Origin of the sequence: Paenibacillus praedii, assembly GCF_049725345.1 — a bacterium.
GTDB lineage: Bacteria > Bacillota > Bacilli > Paenibacillales > Paenibacillaceae > Pristimantibacillus.
In genome coordinates this window covers 156,585-175,073 of record NZ_JBMWAM010000003.1, presented here as the reverse complement: position 1 = coordinate 175,073, position 18,489 = coordinate 156,585, and the positions used below count along the sequence as shown (strand labels likewise).

Annotated in this window: 20 protein-coding genes, 1 pseudogene and 1 other annotated feature; of the genes and pseudogenes, 14 read left to right on the top strand and 7 right to left on the bottom strand. The window is 46.1% G+C overall.

What is annotated here, in order from left to right; genetic code table 11:
- The first annotated feature begins 47 nt into the window (after nt 1–47).
- The 10 genes and pseudogenes from ACO9K6_RS04940 to ACO9K6_RS04895 all read left to right on the top strand — a co-directional run bounded on the left by ACO9K6_RS04940 (nt 48) and on the right by ACO9K6_RS04895 (nt 9,521).
- Entirely contained in the window at nt 48–926 is an 879-nt protein-coding gene (locus ACO9K6_RS04940; RefSeq protein ID WP_424766431.1) for a carbohydrate ABC transporter permease, read from the top strand.
- Between the two features lie 4 nt (nt 927–930).
- Nucleotides 931–1,770, top strand: a complete 840-nt coding sequence (locus ACO9K6_RS04935; RefSeq protein ID WP_424766430.1) for a carbohydrate ABC transporter permease — start codon at nt 931–933, stop codon at nt 1,768–1,770.
- 64 nt (nt 1,771–1,834) lie between these two features.
- Entirely contained in the window at nt 1,835–4,003 is a 2,169-nt protein-coding gene (locus ACO9K6_RS04930; protein ID WP_424766429.1) for a glycoside hydrolase family 2 protein, read from the top strand.
- Between the two features lie 141 nt (nt 4,004–4,144).
- Nucleotides 4,145–4,479, top strand: a pseudogene (locus tag ACO9K6_RS04925) (TIM-barrel domain-containing protein); the annotation flags it as partial.
- A complete protein-coding gene (locus ACO9K6_RS04920; protein WP_424766428.1) occupies nt 4,439–4,768 on the top strand; it encodes a hypothetical protein in 330 nt (109 codons plus the stop codon). The pseudogene ACO9K6_RS04925 and the gene ACO9K6_RS04920, both read left to right, overlap by 41 nt.
- A 273-nt stretch (nt 4,769–5,041) precedes the next feature.
- Nucleotides 5,042–5,812, top strand: coding sequence for a sugar phosphate isomerase/epimerase family protein (locus tag ACO9K6_RS04915; RefSeq protein ID WP_424766427.1), 771 nt, complete (start codon nt 5,042–5,044; stop codon nt 5,810–5,812).
- A 30-nt stretch (nt 5,813–5,842) separates the two neighbouring features.
- Nucleotides 5,843–6,862, top strand: coding sequence for a Gfo/Idh/MocA family protein (locus ACO9K6_RS04910; RefSeq protein ID WP_424766426.1), 1,020 nt, complete (start codon nt 5,843–5,845; stop codon nt 6,860–6,862).
- A gap of 199 nt (nt 6,863–7,061) precedes the next feature.
- Nucleotides 7,062–7,775 carry a peptidoglycan recognition protein family protein gene (locus tag ACO9K6_RS04905; RefSeq protein ID WP_424766425.1) on the top strand — a complete coding sequence of 238 codons (714 nt, stop codon included), beginning with the start codon at nt 7,062–7,064 and terminating at the stop codon, nt 7,773–7,775.
- Nucleotides 7,776–8,009: 234 nt separating this feature from the next.
- Entirely contained in the window at nt 8,010–8,762 is a 753-nt protein-coding gene (locus ACO9K6_RS04900; protein WP_424766424.1) for a CAP domain-containing protein, read from the top strand.
- A gap of 117 nt (nt 8,763–8,879) precedes the next feature.
- Entirely contained in the window at nt 8,880–9,521 is a 642-nt protein-coding gene (locus tag ACO9K6_RS04895; RefSeq protein ID WP_424766423.1) for a 3D domain-containing protein, read from the top strand.
- A 54-nt stretch (nt 9,522–9,575) separates the two neighbouring features.
- Here ACO9K6_RS04895 and ACO9K6_RS04890 read toward each other — a convergent pair whose 3' ends face one another.
- Entirely contained in the window at nt 9,576–10,400 is an 825-nt protein-coding gene (locus ACO9K6_RS04890) for a polysaccharide deacetylase family protein (RefSeq protein WP_424766422.1), read from the bottom strand.
- Between the two features lie 353 nt (nt 10,401–10,753).
- Nucleotides 10,754–12,019 (bottom strand): methyl-accepting chemotaxis protein, encoded by a 1,266-nt coding sequence (locus ACO9K6_RS04885; protein WP_424766421.1) that lies wholly within the window; start codon nt 12,017–12,019, stop codon nt 10,754–10,756.
- Between the two features lie 397 nt (nt 12,020–12,416).
- Between ACO9K6_RS04885 and ACO9K6_RS04880 the strand changes: the two genes are divergently transcribed.
- Nucleotides 12,417–12,821: an O-methyltransferase gene (locus ACO9K6_RS04880; protein ID WP_424766420.1), complete on the top strand. Its 405-nt coding sequence runs from the start codon at nt 12,417–12,419 to the stop codon at nt 12,819–12,821.
- An 89-nt stretch (nt 12,822–12,910) separates the two neighbouring features.
- On the opposite strand, the gene ACO9K6_RS04875 is transcribed toward ACO9K6_RS04880, so the two are convergent.
- Nucleotides 12,911–13,336 (bottom strand): DUF1980 domain-containing protein, encoded by a 426-nt coding sequence (locus ACO9K6_RS04875; protein ID WP_424766419.1) that lies wholly within the window; start codon nt 13,334–13,336, stop codon nt 12,911–12,913.
- Nucleotides 13,333–14,346: a permease gene (locus ACO9K6_RS04870; protein ID WP_424766418.1), complete on the bottom strand. Its 1,014-nt coding sequence runs from the start codon at nt 14,344–14,346 to the stop codon at nt 13,333–13,335. Before ACO9K6_RS04870 ends, ACO9K6_RS04875 begins: the two co-directional genes overlap by 4 nt.
- 119 nt (nt 14,347–14,465) lie before the next feature.
- Nucleotides 14,466–14,725, top strand: a binding site (T-box leader).
- Nucleotides 14,726–14,785: 60 nt separating this feature from the next.
- On the opposite strand from ACO9K6_RS04870, the gene trpS reads away from it, so the two are divergent.
- A complete protein-coding gene (gene trpS, locus ACO9K6_RS04865) occupies nt 14,786–15,775 on the top strand; it encodes a tryptophan--tRNA ligase (protein ID WP_424766417.1) in 990 nt (329 codons plus the stop codon).
- Nucleotides 15,776–15,811: 36 nt separating this feature from the next.
- Here the strand turns inward: trpS and ACO9K6_RS04860 are convergent, their stop codons facing one another.
- Nucleotides 15,812–15,988, bottom strand: coding sequence for a hypothetical protein (locus ACO9K6_RS04860; protein ID WP_424766416.1), 177 nt, complete (start codon nt 15,986–15,988; stop codon nt 15,812–15,814).
- Nucleotides 15,989–16,121: 133 nt separating this feature from the next.
- On the opposite strand from ACO9K6_RS04860, the gene ACO9K6_RS04855 reads away from it, so the two are divergent.
- Nucleotides 16,122–16,340: a small, acid-soluble spore protein, alpha/beta type gene (locus ACO9K6_RS04855; protein ID WP_424766415.1), complete on the top strand. Its 219-nt coding sequence runs from the start codon at nt 16,122–16,124 to the stop codon at nt 16,338–16,340.
- Nucleotides 16,341–16,469: 129 nt separating this feature from the next.
- Here the strand turns inward: ACO9K6_RS04855 and ACO9K6_RS04850 are convergent, their stop codons facing one another.
- Entirely contained in the window at nt 16,470–17,456 is a 987-nt protein-coding gene (locus tag ACO9K6_RS04850) for a metal-dependent hydrolase (protein WP_424766414.1), read from the bottom strand.
- A gap of 61 nt (nt 17,457–17,517) precedes the next feature.
- Here ACO9K6_RS04850 and ACO9K6_RS04845 point away from each other — a divergent pair, with 61 nt between their 5' ends.
- Nucleotides 17,518–17,850 carry a hypothetical protein gene (locus ACO9K6_RS04845; RefSeq protein ID WP_424766413.1) on the top strand — a complete coding sequence of 111 codons (333 nt, stop codon included), beginning with the start codon at nt 17,518–17,520 and terminating at the stop codon, nt 17,848–17,850.
- On the opposite strand, the gene gerQ is transcribed toward ACO9K6_RS04845, so the two are convergent.
- A complete protein-coding gene (gene gerQ, locus ACO9K6_RS04840; protein WP_424766412.1) occupies nt 17,840–18,478 on the bottom strand; it encodes a spore coat protein GerQ in 639 nt (212 codons plus the stop codon). The genes ACO9K6_RS04845 and gerQ overlap by 11 nt on opposite strands.
- Nucleotides 18,479–18,489 lie beyond the last annotated feature (11 nt).

Below are 18,489 nucleotides of genomic sequence, written 5' to 3'. Positions count from 1 at the left end.
TTCCCGTCCTGCCCAATCCCATGACTTGAGGTAGGGGGGGAAGACCTGTGGTAAGCAATAAAAAATATGAACCTTGGCTTTTCGTCTTGCCTGCGCTGCTCCTGTTCGTATTTACAGTCATTGTTCCGATCATCTGGTCGTTTTCCTACAGCCTGTATGAGTGGAATGGCATAGGGGATAAGCGGTTCATCGGTCTGGACAATTATTTGCGCATGTTTAAGGACAATATTTTTATTACTTCATTTAAAAATAACCTGATCTTTACCGCTCTGGGGACCATCGTGCAAATCGTCGTCGGCATGACGATGGCCGTCATCCTGACTAGCATCACGCGGTTCCGCAATTTTATCAAAGTCATCTATTTTATCCCTTGCGTGATTTCATCCATGGCTATCAGCCAGATTTTCTCCAAAATGCTGTCCATCAACCCTGAAGGCGTCGTGAATTCCTTCCTGGGCGCGGTAGGCCTGGAGAGTTTGCAAGCGGCATTTTTGTCCGATCCGAAATTGACGTTGATCATTGTGACCCTGGTGGATGCTTATAAATTTTGTGCGATCTATATGGTCATTTATTATGCCGCCTTTGTCGCCATCAACAATGACATTATCGAAGCCGCGGTGATCGACGGCTGCAACTGGTGGCAGCAATACGTTTATATGCGTTTCCCGCTCATCAAGGGAATTTTCTTCATCACGGTCGTCATGCTGGTCAGCGGTACGTTAAAAGGGTTCGATGTTCCGTATATCTTGACCAACGGCGGACCGGGAGCCTCCAGTGAGCTGGTATCCACCTATATGTATAAAGTGGCCTTTAACTCGGTGAACTACGGATACGGAAGCGCCATCGCGGTATTCCTGGTCATTGAATGTCTGTTGATCGTAACGTTAATCCGTAAACTGATTTCAAAAGTCGATGTAGAGGTGTGAGGATATGAAAACAGCACCGTTGAATTTAGGCGTACGCTCGATATTTTATATAGTCCTGGCACTGTTTCTAATCGCACAGATCTATCCGATCTTCTGGGTAATCATCTCCAGCTTTAAGACGCAGGCTGAGGTTATGAATAATGCGCCCTATTCACTGCCGTCGGGTTTATATCTCGGAAACTATATAAGTATGCTGGAAAACTCCAAGATCCCGAAGTATTTCCTCAACAGCGCTATCGTTACGGCCTTAACATTGCTGTTCACGATTGTCATCGGAGCTCCGGCCGCGTTTGCGATTGAGAAAATGAAATTCAAAGCCGGGAGCAAGGTCATGACTTTCTTCCTGCTGGGGATCATGATTCCGATCTTCGTAACTCTGCTGCCGATGTTCCAGATGTATAATGCGCTCGGCTTGCGGAATACGTATATGTCGCTGATCCTGCCGCAGGTGGGCTTCAATCTGCCGATATGCATTTATTTATACACCGGATTTATGCGTTATGTTCCCAACTCGCTGATGGAATCGGCTTATCTGGACGGGGCCGGCTCGTTCAAGATATTTACCAAAATCATTTTGCCGATGTCCAAAAACACGACCATTACGATCATTACATTTAATTTCATTTTTATCTGGAATGAATTCATCTTTGCCAACACATTTATGACTTCATCCGATATGAAAACACTGCCGCTGGGCTTGAATGATTTCGTAGGCCTTTATGGCTTTACAGATTGGGGAGCGACTTACGCGGCTATCACTATAACGATTATGCCGACGCTCATTCTCTATTTTATTTTGAACAAAAATGTTATCGAAGGCATGGCGTCAGGTGCGGTAAAATAGCCCGCTAGTATCATTAGTGTAAATTACGCTGCCATTTATCCCATAACCAATGGAGGAAACCGACATGAATTTGGACTTGAAAAAGAATTGGCATATTTTGCAGGATGTGCATGATACCGGTGAGCATCTGGAGATTTACAAGGACGGTTTCGATTACGTGGCCATCGGCCACCAAATGTCCGAATGGGAGCCGATTGACGAGCTGAAGCATCTTCAGGTGCTGTTGTCGGATAAACCGTATTTCGGGCGAGAGCTGCGCTACTTCAACCAGGCCCCATGGTGGTACAAAAATGAATTCGACATTCCGGCGGACGGCAGTCATCACGGCGTATTGAAGTTCACCAACGTGGATTATTTCTGCAAGGTGTGGTTTAACGGCGAATACATCGGGGAGCATGAGGGTTATTCGATTCCTTTCGAATTCGATGTCAGCAACCTGATCCGCAAAGGCGACAAGAACAGCGTAATTGTAAAGGTCTGGTCGCCTTGGGATAAGGATGTTCATCTTAATGACTTTAACCGCCGCACGTTTAACATCAAACGCGATCTGACCAAAGGCACTTACGAGCATGATGATACCTTGATTGCACGGGACGTCAACCCGGTTGGCATCTACGGATCGGTCAGCCTTGAATTGTATGACGGAATCCGCTTTGCTGGCGCACCGCTCGTGAGCTATGAGCTGGCGGATGATCTGACCGCCGCCACGATTAAGGTCAGCGCAGAGGTAATCAACCAGCAGCAGGCTGAGTCGGCAGTCCTGGTATGCACGTTGATTAATACGGCATCCAATGTAATCGTCGGCACCTTCCGTGAGGAGCTGGATTTGTCCGCCGGACAGAGCAGCGTAACCTCATCGTTTGATGTGGATTCCATTCAGCTGTGGAACACCTGGGACCGGGGCGCACAAAATCTTTACGAGCTGCACATCGAATTGGTGCAGGATGATAAACCGCTTTATTCGGCATACAAGCGCATTGGATTCCGCAAGGTCGGGATGATCCGGACGGAAGAGGAAACCACGTTCATCGTAAACGGCAAAAAGATGTATATCAGGGGAACGTCATATTTTCCAGAAGTTTATATCTCCTGCATGCATAAGGACCGGTATCTGCGTGATTTGCAGGCTATCAAAAATGCGGGCTTCAATTTGGTCCGGGTGCATGTCCATGTGGAGCAGCCCATTTTCTATGACCTATGCGATGAAGTGGGCATTGCCATCATGCAGGATTCGGAGTATAACTGGACGCATCCGGTGGACAGTGATTGGGCGAAGCGTTTCATCGAGATCTATGAACAAACGGTTTATCTGCTGAACGATCATCCGTCTGTCATCAACTGGATTTGCCTGAACGAACCGGGCGTCTTCGACAACGCCGGCCGGTCGGAGGGGTATGCAATGCAGATTAGCCCGGGACCGCAGCTTTATGATACTGTAACAAGAATCGATCCAAGCCGCCCTGTAATTAAAGGCTCCTTCTGCGATGACGACCTCACCAGCGGAGACAGCCATAACTATACGGGTTCGCTGGAGGCTCCAGACGTTCACTACACGGCCATTTACGGTACAACGGAAAAGCTTAATACGGAATACGGCTTTGATGCGCCGGGCTGCGCCTCCAATTTGAAAACGATCGGCCCTGTCAATAAAAGGCTGGCGAATATTATCGACGATATTGATGACATCCAGTACTACCAGTACCGGTTGATCAAATATTTTACAGAGCATTACCGCATCCAGAAATACCGGCCATGTTCCGGATATGTGCACTTTATGTTTATCGACCTGTGTCCGCAAAGCTTCTACGGTGTCTACGATTGGTGGGGCATACCGAAAATGGGCTTGAAGGCGCTTACGGAAAGCAATCAGCCGCTGGGCGTGTTCATGGAACAAAGCGCAGATAAGCCTGTCGGCATATGGTTTGTGAATGACCTGGAGCAACCGCTGGGCACTTGCAGCGTGGAATGGACAGTTACGGACGACAGCCGCGCGCTGGTGTCATCCGGCACCCGAACGGTGGAAGTCGGCGGCGATTCCTCATCCTATATTACTGATCTTTCGTTTGAAGTGGACGGCAGCAAGAAATACCGTGTCTCGCTGATCGTTAAGGACGGGAATGGCAAGACCATCGCTTCCAATAGATACGAAGATGCGTTTAACCACCCAGTCCATGTCAAAGGGCATCCTTGGCGGATGAACCACGAGTATGGAGTGCGAGTGTACTACGTTTAGGATATATGAGTGAGGCTGTCTGAAACCTATTTAATGCGGCGGCGCAAGGTTGAAGCAAGGCTGGCAAATAAATGGAAGTGAAAGGGAGAGACCTTTTGACGGCCCGAGCATGATGGAGGTACTAGGCAAATATACGGATAATCATTCGTCGACGGAATGGCGGAACGCGATCTGCCGCTGCACGTATTCCACTTTGACTGCTTCTGGATGCGTGAATTCCAGACAGATTTCCAATGGGACGAGCGCGTATTCCCTGACCCTGTCGGCATGCTCACGCGCTTGAAGGAAAAAGGATTCAAAATTTGCGTGTGGATTAACCCGTATATCGCTCAGCGATCCTGATTGTTCATGGAAGGCAAGGAGCATGGTTATTTGGTCAAAAAGCCAAACGGCGAGGTATGGCAGTGGGATCTTTGGCGCCAGGGATGACGCTGGTTGATTTCACGAACCCTGCAGCCTGCGAGTGGTATGCCGGCTAGTCTGCCGCTTTTCGTTCGCCCGAACTCGATTATTGCGCTTGGCGCTAACGATGTCCGTCCTGATTATGACTATGCCGACGGCGTTACGCTGGAGCTCCATCATTTGGAGGATGAGCGATCGGCATCGACAATCGTTCGGGATGTGAAGGGGGGAGCAGAGATGACCGTTACTGCCAGCCGTCAGGGCCGTACGATAAGCGTACAGGTGGATGGCAGCGGTAAGCCGTTCTCCTTTGCTTTGAAAGGACTTGGCGATATCGTTTCAGTTGAAGGTAATCATGCCTAGTTGATTAATAATGTTATTCAGGTTGGCGCTGGGAGCAGTCAAACTAAATTAACAATCTATATATCATAACAAGCCTTGCAGCTCTGTCGCGGCCATTTATCGGCTAGGACAGGGCTGCAGCTGTTTTTAACCATAGAAAATCATCCTTTGACCAAAATCGCATAAGAAAATACTAATTAAACAACTGTTTTTCATTTATCACTATCGATATAATGATTAACGGAAAGCAAAATTAAATACATTGATAACTAAATATAAGGGAGTGCGGCTCACATGACACGAATGGCAGTTGGATTGCAATTGTACACAGTTCGAGATGCTACGGCAGCGGACTTCGAAGGCACGCTTCGCCAAATTGCTGCAATGGGCTATGAGGGCGTTGAATTCGCAGGTTACGGAGACATCAAGGCAGAGGACATGAGAGATCTGCTGCAGGAGCTTAACCTGAAGGCAATCGGCAGCCATATTGGATTGCATTTGCTGGAAGAACGCTTGGATGAGGAGATTGCGTATCTTCAAACGATTGGAGCGAAATATGCGATTTGTCCTTGGCTGCCTGCAGACGCTCGTGACACGGAAGCTTGGCGCGGCCATCTCGTCAAATTTGAAGAGTATGGAAAGCGTTTCCGCGAAGCGGGCATCACATTCGCTTACCACAATCACGAATTTGAATTCGAGGTGGAAATCGATGGTCAAATCGTATTCGATGCAATGTACGAGCGCATCGATCCGCAATATTTGCAAGTAGAGATGGATATCGGCTGGGTGCAATACTCCGGTGTCGACCCGCTCGCTTACATCGCGAAGTACGCCGGCCGGTTGCCGCTTCTTCATCTGAAGGATTTCCGTGCAGGCGAGAAGGGTAAGCAAATCGATACGGTTGAGCTTGGCCGCGGTGATTTGCCGTTGCTGCCTATTATCGATGCTGCTTCAAAGGCATCCGTAGAATGGTTAATCGTTGAACAGGATGTCTGCGCTAATCCGCCGCTTGAAGCTGTAGCGGAAAGCATGACCTGGATGAAAAATAATTATCTGAACAAATAATAACAATAGAAGAGGCAGGGGAATATTAAAATGTCAAAAGTACGCGTTGCAGTTGTAGGTTGCGGTTCAATCTCGAAATATCGTCATATTCCGGAATATGCAGGAAATCCAAATGTTGAGCTTGTAGCTTTCGTTGACCCGGTCGGCGAACGGGCTGAGCATTTTGCGAATGCGCACGGCGGCAAAGCGTTTACTGATTTCGAAACGATGCTGAAAGAAATTAAACCGGACGCAGTAAGCGTATGTACACCTAACGCACTGCATGCTCCAATGTCCGTCGCGGCTGCTAACGCTGGCGCTCACGTACTAGTTGAGAAGCCGATGGCTGTTACAGACGAAGAAGCTGAAGCGATGATCGAAGCAGCTAAGAAAAACGGCGTTCATTTGATGGTTGGCCATAACCAACGCTTCATGCCGCCGCATGTGAAAGCAAAGCAAATTCTGCAATCGGGCGTGCTTGGCAAAGTATTGACATTCCGCACTTCCTTCGGCCACCCTGGACCAGATGCATGGAGTGTAGATGGAGCAAGCAGCTGGTTCTTCCGCAAGCCAGAAGCAATCATGGGCGCAATGGGCGACCTTGGCGTTCACAAATCGGATCTTATCCGTTGGATGCTTGACGATGAGGTTTCCGAAGTAGCGGGCTTCGTTGGCACGATTGACAAAGATACTGACGTTGATGACAACGCCTCCTGCTTGCTTCGCATGAAGAGCGGCGCTATCGGCACGCTTGTAGCAAGCTGGACATACTACAAAGGCGAAGACAACAGTACGATTCTATGGTGCGAGAACGGCGTCATGAAAATCGGTACGCACCATGACGATCAAGTTATCGTTGAATTGCGTAATGGTACAGTTGAAAAGCACAAGGTGGGCGCAATCTCCACTAACGACAAGCAAGAGACAAGCGGCGTTATTGATGCATTCATTGAGAGCATCGTGACGAACACCACTCCTGCTGTAACTGGAGAAGACGGCCGCGCATCCTTGAAGGTTATTTTGTCCGCATTTGAATCGCAAGCAACTGGCAAATTCATCAGCGTAAACTAATAATTCAAGCTTAACGATACCTCTGACAAGCGGATATGATCCGATTTGTCGGAGGTATTATTTTTTGTAGAAGCTTGGATCAGATAGGCTTGAGATAGGAGGGCTTTATCCAGCACGGGTTACATAACGTGCGGGAGAAAGTCCTCCTTTGTTTCTTACAGCCGTTTCGATTTCTACAATGATAGCATAGGATGTATAAATGTTTACAGGAATGGAGCGATGCATGATGGCTGTTGAACGCCAAAGCTTCCGTAGATTTACGTATGCGGAGTATGTTGAATATTTAAAAACTTTTGTTTCAAGGGTGAAATTTTCACAGGTTCACGTACATGGTACATGGAAACCGACGATTGCCGATTATCGTAAAGCAGCAGACAAGATGAGAATTATTCAAGCGATGTGGCGCTTTCACGAGATTACGAATAACTGGGGCGATATTGCACAGCATGCTACGGTTGATCCTGACGGCTACATTTGGGAGGGACGTTCATTGCTAGTGGCTCCGGCTTCTGCGGTAGGCTTTAACGATTCTGATCGGGATGGCATTCATCCATTCATGTTCGAAATGATCGGTAATTTTGATACCGGCGCCGAGAAGCTGGAGGGGGCGCAGCTGGCGACAGCGGTCAAGCTTACGAGCGCCATTTTAAAGCTATGGAACTTGCCGGATTCGCAAATCAAATTTCATCGGGAAATGAATCCGACAAAAACCTGTCCAGGCTCAGGAGTGAGCAAGGCTTCTTTTGTCCAACTCGTACAGGATTGGAGGAGTTCAGAAATGAGTATAGAGGATGCGAACAAAATCATTGCTACTTGGCTATCGCCTGCATGGTTCGCAGCAACTACCAAAGCGGAAAGAGATGAAATTCACCGCTTAGCGAACGAACTGCGCAAAGCTAGCGGTCAATTGTAAATTACGGCACTCTATCATGATGAGCATATTCTCATAAAGCAGTAATGATGCGGAGTTAAGGGCTACAATTGATAGATTACCAGTTTTTGTGTCATGAATCCTCCAAAATCCCATGATAAGATAAGTGGCGTCGGGAAGAACGACGCGCAAACAAAACGGATGCGCTGGTAGATTGGCAGTCGAGAACGCAAGACGTTTTGTATAAAAAACTTATTTTATTAGGAGGAAGTAATCATGAAGATGCAACCAATACGAGTAGGTGTCGCTAGCATAATCGCAGCAACGGTCATCGGCGCGGGCCTCACGGCTCCAACATCGGCAGGTGCAGCACCAGCTGTGAAAACGTACTCCATCCCTCAAAATTGTACGATTGATCAAAATATGCTTAACAATATCGCAAACCAATACCGCATTGATCTTAGCAAAATTTCGTTTAATGGCGGTACTATTCAATTCCCAGCAATGGGCGGTTCAACAGGCAACACTGGCGCAGTAACAAAACCAAGCACAGGCACAACAACGAAGCCAAGCACAGGGACAGTGACAAAACCAAGCACAGGCACAACAACAAAGCCAAGCACAGGCACAACAACGAAGCCAAGCACTGGTGCTTCTAATATGAGCGCATACCAGTCTCAGGTCATCGATCTTGTTAACCAAGAGCGTGCTAAAGCCGGTTTATCTGCACTGAAAAGCGATTCTCTGCTTGTAAAAGTAGCAACAGAGAAAGCAAGAGATATGGATGTCAACAACTACTTTAGCCATACTTCTCCGACTTACGGATCGCCTTTTGATATGATGCGTTCTTACGGCGTAACTTATTCCTATGCCGGCGAGAATATTGCATCTGGCCAAAGAACACCACAGGAAGTTATGAATGCATGGATGAATAGTCCGGGTCACAAAGCAAACATTCTAAACAAAAACTTCACAAAAATCGGCGTAGGCTATGTAAACGGCGAATGGGTTCAAATGTTTATCGGTTAATAAATACCTTTGGTATGAATGACTGACTGAACGTTAAGGGCGCAGGATGCCCTTAACGTTTTTTAATAACGCGGCTGAAGTTGCGAAACTTCAGAAGCGCACAGGAGGACAACCCCCATGATTAGAAAGAGCACTTTAGCGGCAGCCGTAATCGGCTTGTCTGTTATGCTGGCGGCAGGAACCGCGAGCGCAGCTTCAAAGACACATACAGCATCAGACAATGATACATTCTGGAAGCTATCGAAGCAATATAATGTAAATTTAAATACTTTGCTTCAAGCAAATCCAACGATTGACCCGCTTAATGTATATAAAGGATTAAAGCTTACGATTCCTGTTTCAGAAAGTGAAGCAGCAGCCAAGCCATCAAACACCATGCAAGCCTTTTCCAGCAAATCTGAACCAATGGTTAAAGCTATTGATGGAAAAGAATACGCTTACTCTAAGGCGATGGACGTAAAGGCAACGGCTTATACAGCAGCGGCATCGGAGAATAGCGGATGGGCAGGGCTTGATTATTTCGGCAACAAGCTGGCAGTAGGAACAATAGCGGTTGATCCGAACATGATTCCACTCAATTCGAAAGTATATGTGACGGGCTATGATTATAGAGGCTTGCCGGTAGGCGGGATGGTTGCAACAGCGACAGATATTGGCGGCTCTATTAAAGGCAATCGCATCGATTTATTTGTGCCGGGCACGACAAGCCAAGCAATGTCCTTTGGAATTCAGAATGTTAAGGTTTATGTTTTAGAATAATTCATGTAAAAGCCGGTACAGCTCTCCAAGAGAGGTGAACCGGCTTTTTGTACATCATCGGCTGGCTGGTTGATTTACAAGCTCGGGAAGTGTTACAAATTCGTACCCTTTGCTTCGTAAAAGCCGGATCAGCTGTGGAAGAGCATTTATTGTGCCAGACAGATCCTGCCCAGCGCCTCCACCCGCATGCTGCAGCACGATTGATCCTGGCTGCAGTGTTTTTTTTATATTTTTGATGATGCTTACGCTGCTAGGATTGTTTTTCCAATCAATGGAATCAACATCCCAATTAACAATTGTGAACCCGGCTTGCTTGCTCCACATGACCTGCTGAGGAAGAAGTTCGCCATAGGGAGGACGAATAAAATGCGGAGAATAACCAATTTCGCTTCTTATAATGGAGTCAGTTTGCAAAATCTGCTGGCGGAATTGATTTAAGGTCAAGGTGGATAATACAGCATGATTATAAGAGTGATTGCCGATGATGTGGCCTTCATTATGTATTCGTCTTACGATTGAAGGGTGTTTGGCAGCGCGATTTCCAACAACGAAAAAGGTGGCGCACACATCATATTTTGCTAATATATCCAAGATTGCCGGGGTAAATCTGTGGTCTGGGGCATCATCGAACGTCAGGGCAATCCGCTTGCGATTACGCGGTCCATTGGTGAGAAAAGCGTCAGGAAACTGCTTATGCAGCTCAACCCATGACATATTCGCTTTACGTCGTTTACTGCTTTTTTGAACCGGCTTTACTATGGTTTCATGATGCTTAATAGCCTGGAGAGCAGATGAATGAACAGTTTGATGAAACGGGATAGCGCTTAGTAAAGCAGCTGTCGCAAAAAAAGTTGTTGTCATTCTTAATAATTTCCACATGCCATATCATCCTCAATGTGTATTAATAATACATAAGCTGTGCAGATATTTTACCCAAGCAGCTTGCTTTCATGCGTTATCTTCCTTCATTGAATTTGATAATCATTATCAACTTTTTATAATAAGTGCTATTAAAAGTGCATGAAATGCAATAGGTGTGAGAGAACATGATCTGTCACGCACAAGTCGAGATCATGTCGTATATCGCTTGTCCGCAGCCGACTGCTGTTTGTCGTTAAGATGAAGGAGCTATTAGAGCTATATACTCCGATGATAAGAGGAGATGAAGCCGCATTGACGACAAAAGAAAGACCTTCACTCACTTGCAGCAAATGGAGTGAAGGCCTTTTTTATTATTTCATTTTAAAAACGTTAATGGTGCGCAGGAGCTGAGCGGCCATCGTGCGCATACGCTCTGTTTCCTCAACAACCGCTTGTACAGAAGCGATTTGCTCATTCATAGAAGCAGATACCTGCTCTGTGCCTGCTGCTGATTGCTGCGTGATGGCAGAAATATTTTGAATAGCTTCTGAAATCTTTTGCGCGCTTTCAAGCATAACCTCGCTTTCTTGTGAGAAAGCATATATTTTATCGGTTATAAACTGGACGCTATGTACGATTTCCGAGAAAACCATTTCCGATTCTTTAATGTGTTCGGTTTGCAGCTTAACGACCTCTTCATTGATTTTCATATTATTGATCGTTAGTTTTATGCCCTCGTCAATGCTTCTGACGAGTTGAAATACTTCCTTCGTAGAAGCAGTCGATTCTTCCGCAAGCTTGCGTACCTCCTGGGCGACGACTGCGAAGCCTCGTCCATGCTCGCCTGCTCGGGCGGCCTCGATGGAGGCATTAAGCGATAATAAATTTGTTTGTTCGGCGAGATCGGAGATTGTCGTCGTAATAGCACTTATTCCCTGCGCTTTGCGGGCAAGCTCTTCAATTGTTGATGATACCTTCTCTGTTGCTTCAACGTTGCGGCGCATGCCTTCGGATTGAACGTCAAGTGCTTGACGACCCTTGTTCACAAGCTCAAGCGTTTGCTCGGAGCGTGAGTTCATTTCCTTTGCAGAGCTGGCATAGCTGGATACCTTTTCTTCAATTTCGGTAATGGATTCACTCATCTCCGCTACATCTTCCGAAATTTCATTCGCGCCGGTTGCAAGCTCGTTGGCGGAAGCCGCAACCTGCTGCATAGCGGTTTGAATATTATTGTTCTTATCAAAGATGCTGTGGCTTGTATCTGATACATGACGGATAATATTCGAGGTTTCCGTCAGTATGTCTCTGAGCTTATCGATCATGCTGTTGAAGGAATGGCCGAGTTCTCCCAGAGAAGATGAAGAGCTGGTATCAACTCTTTGAGTAAAGTCCCCTTTGGCAATACGAAGCGCCGTACCTGAAATTTCATCAAAGGATTGATTTATGGATTTCTCGATGAAGGAGGCAAGCGGATACGCTGCAATAGCGACAATGATGGTCACAATGATTCCGGCTAAGATAGAACCTCCTGAAAAATGTAAAACGAGAAGCATGATGAGTGAAAAAAGCAATAAATTGGAATACGTTGTGGTCAGAAGCTTATTGCGCACCGATAACGAATAGTACCATTGGACCATTATGTAAGCGCTCCTTTTATAAGAATATCCATATTGTAGCACTTCGTACGAATTTGGTCTATATTTGTCGAATTTATAATATTAAGAAATAGGACCGCATGCGGTCTTTCGGAAAATACTAATGATATTTTCGGTGTCAGAATTAGTATATGGTGCTACCATTATAAGCATGAAGTATCAAATGAACATAAATACATTACAATGCTTCTTGGTTGTCTACCAAAAAGCTTATTTATATTTGTACTAAATGTAATTTAATAGAATTATAAATCAAAAATACTAGAATTTTGTATTATTTTGTTAACAATATATTGCAATTATGATAAAAGAACTATATAATAAGCTCTGAGACCTAGATAGAAACAATAATGTTATTTTAAAAAGGAGGATAATTTGTATGCAATTGGATTCTGTATCACTCGCACGACAAGTTGATTTTGTATTTCGTCAGCTCGAGGGGGAGCTGACGAATGCCGCTGCCGGAACGGTATTGATTCATATTCGGAACAATGCGGTCGGGAAGTTTGGTCTTCGACATCATCCAATCGAAAGCAAGAACGGTAAGTTTGAAGCTGGAAGCCAAGGATTGACCTCTACGCAAGTACAAGCCTTCCGCCAAATGGCAATCGAGGCGCTAAAGTACAGAAAAGATTGGACGCACGGAGAAATTATGTATGATTTCTCGGTTCGCTCCAGCGCAAACACTTGGTCGGCAAGTATACTCTACGAATCTAATTACAACATGGCAAATTGGAACTCCCGCTTTTATCCGAAACCAAACGTATTTAGAGAATCGCAATAATACATATTGCAATTAAGCTGTTCAATCACGACACACTTCACAAAAATATAGGACCGTTCCCTGCAGTCTTGCCTGACTGAGGAACGGTCCTATTTATCTTCGGATGGGAACAACAGATCGATTGCTCGGGCTGATTGTTGCCCATTGCTTTCTTGCGTATGTGTCTGGTCCGCATCATGCGCTGCAAAGGCGCTTCCTAAAGTTCCTGTTGGGACGAGAAATCCGAGCAGGAGCGGGAAGATGAATATACTGTATATGAGGATGTTTTTAAAAATAGATGAAGAAGGCTCATGCTCTTGCTCACAAACACAGGAAGGAGTCTGCTTGCCCATTCTTTTCTGCAAAGCAGCATATACTTGATATATTGCAGCGGCATACAGTCCCAGCGCAGAAAGCTTAATATAGAGCTCCATATGCGGAGCAATATACAACCTCATTTCACCGGTACGATCCAAATAGACAATAAACATGGCAAAGCCTGTGAGAATCGCCGCTCTTATCAAGTGATGTATCATAGAAGCACCTCCATGAACCAAGCTCCAATAAGCGTGAGGGAAGCCGTTAAAGCAATAAGAATAAGTACGAATTTAACACGGAAAGTTGTAAGCAGCATAAATGTGTTTTTCAAATCGGTCATCGGCCCAAATACAAGAAAGGCAAGCAGCGGGCCGAAATCGAACATGCCGCTGAACGACGAAGCGATGAAGGCATCTGAAGTCGAGCAAATCGATAAAATAAAAGCGAAGACCATCATAAACAGGTAGGCGAACATCGGCTGATCGGCGAAGGACTCAAGTGTGCTGCGTTTAATAAGGGTCTGTATGATAGCGGTTAGGAAGGCGCCGAAAATAAAATATTTTCCCATTTCGAAAAATTCATCCGAGGAATGAGCCAGAATCGATGCTGTTCTTCCGCGCAAGCCTTTGCGATGCGTACTGTGATCGTGGCTGTGCTCATGATGCAGTACTTTGAGGGCGGGCGAAGCCTTTAGCGGACTGCTGCGCATAAACTTGTAGAGAAGCAAGCCGATGACAACAGCTACTGTAAAGGCTAGTCCCATCCGAGAATAAGCCATTTCGGGTGTTGTGCGGAATGCAGTATATGTGGAGGTAAAGACAATCGGATTGACGATAGGGCCAGCCAGCAAATATACGACACCAATATAAGCAGGCATACCTTTACGAATAAGACGGCGTATGACGGGAATCATTCCGCATTCACACAATGGAAATAGTAACCCGAGCAAGCCTCCGAATAGAACGCCTGCAATCGGGTTTTTCGGTGTGAATTTCTGAATCAGCTCGTCCGTAACAAATACCTGCAGTAGTGCGGAGAATAGAACGCCAAGCAGAATGAACGGAAATGCTTCCAGAATAATACTTATAAATAATATTTTAAAGGATTGCAGATTGGCAACGCTAAACAGATGAACGGGCATTTCACGATTCGTTGCGATGAGTACAGCCATAATAAGACAGCCTATCGCGAGTGAAGGAGTGCCGAAGCGAAATACAAATTTTAGCATACTGAAAATCCTCTCTTAATGTAAGGATTACGAATGTCAGTATAGCTTATGCATGAATAGCCTAAGATAGGACAACTTTCTAACTGCTTGACATTGCTGTATACATAAGTATAATCATTTTAAATGCAATGATGGGAACAAGTAAGCTCGATTGATTTGCTGCAGAGAGCCGGTGGTTGCTGTGAACCGGTGCAAGCGTCGAAGCGGAATGGGCCCCGGAGCATATGAACGGAAGTCGGCAGCAGCGCTGCGGATGATGTTTGTACGGCAACTCCCCGTTACGGAGAAACAAGGCTTATGGATCATTGTCGCGGGGCGTCACGCCTATCGCGCATACTATAAGCGAATTAGGGTGGCACCACGGTCCCTCGTCCCTTGCGGCGGGGGTTTTTTGCGTTTTTATCGTTTGAATAATTGGGAACGAAGGAGTTGAAGTCCAATGAAGAAGGTGCTATCAGGCATTCAGCCAAGTGGTCAGCTGACACTCGGAAACTACATCGGGGCGATGCAAAATTTTGTGAAGCTTCAGAACACCGAGGAATGCTTTTTTATGGTCGTCGACCTGCATGCCATTACGGCCGCGCAGGAGCCGGCAGCTTTAAGAGAGCAGACGGAGGCAGTGGCTGCACTATTTATTGCGGCAGGCATTGACCCAGCGAAGGCAAATGTATTTGTCCAATCCCACGTGCGCGCGCATGCGGAGCTTGGCTGGTTGTTTACAACGCTTGCCAATATGGGCGAGCTCGAGAGAATGACACAGTTTAAGGATAAATCAGCAGGCAAGGATTCGGTAGGCGCAGGTCTTTTTGTATATCCGACGCTTATGGCAGCTGATATCCTCATTTATAATGCCGATCTTGTTCCTGTAGGTGACGATCAGAAACAGCATTTGGAGCTCACGCGTGATTTGGCGCATCGTTTTAATACCAGATTCGGCAACTACTTCACTATACCAGAGCCCTATATTCCTAAGGTTGGCGCACGGGTTATGTCGCTGGATGATGCAAGCAAGAAAATGAGTAAGAGTAATCCTAACGCGGGCAGCTATATTGCGCTGCTTGATTCACCCGATGTCATTCGCAAGAAAATTAGCCGGGCTACCACAGACTCAGGCCGCGAAGTAAAATATGATCCAATAAACAAGCCGGAGATCAGCAATTTACTGAGCATATACGCGCATTGCGCGAATATGACGATTGAAGAAATTGAGGCCCGCTACGAAGGTCAGGGCTATGGTCCGTTTAAGAAAGAGCTTGCTGATTATGTCGTCTCGGTCATTGAACCGCTTCAGGCCAAGTATAACGATATCCGCAGCTCAGGAGAAATCCATCATATTCTGAAGCAAGGCGCTGAGAAAGCAGCGGTCATTGCTGATCGTACGTTAGCCGATGTGAAGGAAAAAATGGGTTTTCTGCCTCCGCGCGGCTAGTATCTATAATAGAAAAAAGGCTGACGCTCGCTGGCGTCAGCCTTTTTTTCTGCGGAGCATGCGCGCCCGTACGATAAACCCGGCTCCAATTGTGAATAGTGTCAGCAAGCCGAACAGCAGCACGAGCCAGATGCTGTGGCTTATGGAGATGGACATTGCACTCATAAAGATTATGGCGAGCACCGAAAAAAACAAAGACAACGGTTTGGACATCAAATAATTTCTCCTTTACAAGCAGTTAATATCTTTTTTTAGAATGTAGAATAGTTTGCAGACGCGAGCACATAATAAGTTTGCAAGCTTGCAACACACATCAAAGCGCAGAAGACGAAAGGAGAAATAGCTTATGGCAGGAAACAGAAGAAGCAATCAACTCGTTGTTCCACAAGCTAATCAAGCTTTGAATCAAATGAAACTTGAAGCCGCGCAAGAGCTAGGCGTGCAAATTCCGCAAGACGGCTATTACGGTAATGTTTCAACTCGTGATGCAGGCTCCCTAGGTGGTTACATTACGAAAAAGCTGGTCCAAATTGCTGAGCAACAGCTATCTGGCGGCAGCCGTTAATCGCTTCTCATACACAACGAAGAATTGAAGCCCCGGGCATGCCCGCGGGCTTCTTTTCTATATCACCATTTTAACACAAATAAGAAAGCCCCTCTATTAATTGAAGCGAGGGACTTCTGAGAATCTGTATTAGTAGGTGTTCATCCGCAATCTTTTCATTAAGCGCTCATCACTAAGCCAACCGACATACGAGCCGATTGTTTCATAATGCTTGTTCATGAGCAGTACGCCAACGAACGGGTATTGCTTGCGATGCCGGTAACGAACGTCCGACCATCTGACCTCATATCCCCATTCATGCTCCCGGACTTCTGCACAGGCAAAGCTTGTGAAATACAGAAAAGAGTAGATCGCAGGGTCGCTTTTAGACCGCTCTGCAGCAGGATGATCGGAGCAATGCGCGTGATCGAGCCATCTTAATACGCCGTTATTGAGGTCTCCAATCACAAAACTGCCATTTTTTAAATGTTTGACGACATTCCATTTACTTAAGGAAATCGTTGGAATAGCAATATAATTATCGCCAGTCTGATGCTCTTTGTCGATCACTGGCAATAGTTGAACCGTTTTTCTGGCTGTTAAAGTTCGCCACACAAAGTAGATCGTTAAAAATAAATACATCAGGGGAAACAAAAATGCGGGATTTACGAAACCACCTGCCCACAGTAAAATGGCTATGACATGTACCGTGAAAATAATCGGATCGAAGATGTGGATAATATTCCATGATATCCATTTTTCACTGAAGGGTCTCATCGCCTGCGTACCATAGGCATTGAACAAATCTGTAAATACATGTATACCTACAGCCAGCAGAACCCATCCTCCTATATGCAGCAAAGGCAGCGCACCTTGGTATATCAATTGCAGCAGGCCTGTAATTAGCGCGGTCCATATGGCGATTGCAGGCAAGGAATGAGAAATGCCGCGATGATTGCGAATATAGCTGGCGTTTCCTTTTAGTCGAAGCAAGGTATCCAGATCAGGCGCCTGTGATCCGACAACTGTTCCGAGCAGTACAGCAGTTAGAACCGTTTGATTTGTCGCAACAACGGGATCAACGGTAGCTAGCCCAGCTAATCCAATTCCCATAACAAGATGTGTGCCTGTATCCATGTTGTGTCCTCCCATGTTAATTGATTAGGAGTAGTATCGGCTGAGCGGGGGAACTTTATCAATGTTAGCAAAAGGAGACGAAGGGGAAATGTACATTTGTTTTGCAGAATATAAAATATTGCCTGAGCATCGAGCGCAGTATATCATTTACACGAAAGGTTTGCTTGCTGAGAGCGGGAACAGCGTCTATTTATATGAAGGAACAGATCAACCGGGACTATTCGTCGAGGTGTGGAACGCAGCTTCCGAGGCAGAAGCCGAGCGCATCAAAAAAGAACGCTGCAGTGAGCGTTCTTCTTGGTTCCGTATAGCTTCTTGGATCTCTGGGGGGATGGAGAAAATGCATGTCTGGACCTTTAAGCCGGTACATCAGGCTGATAAATTTAACGGCTAGAGCTCACTGTCCCTAAGGTTGCCATGCCAAGGGGGGTGGTTGAGCTTACAACGCCGCCTTGAAACGGGTATTCGTAAGCGATCGGCTCATCAAATGTGACATAGTCGAGGTTCAGCGTCAATAATAAGTAACGCATACCTGTCGTTGGATCGCTAATAATAATATGATCGCGACCGGCAGCCTCAACGACTCCTTTGAATATTTTGGCATTCCATTCACGATTGTTTTCGTAGGTCATATAGAAGGTTCCGATTTTACCGCGATTTAGACGCAAAATGTTCTCAACATAGGATTCCTCTGTGACCGGAGAAGGAGCGATTGTGCCGCCAGTTGGTGTAACAAAGGAGCCGCTCGGAACGGCTGGCGGCATTTGCGAAGGCTGCATTTGCATAGAAGGCATTTGCGCATTTGGCATCATGGACTGTGCCTGCAGATTAGGGGCCAACGACTGCAATTGAACGTTAGGCGTCAATGATTGCACTTGCATATGAGCAGGCAATGTTGCCGGTAAAGCAGTCGGCTGCGGACTGCCCATGGGATATGAATAATTTCCGTAGCCGCCGTAGCCTTGGTAAGAATGGACGTTAGCCGGGCTTACTTGATTTTTGAAGCCGTAACCATTAGACATTCAGATATTCC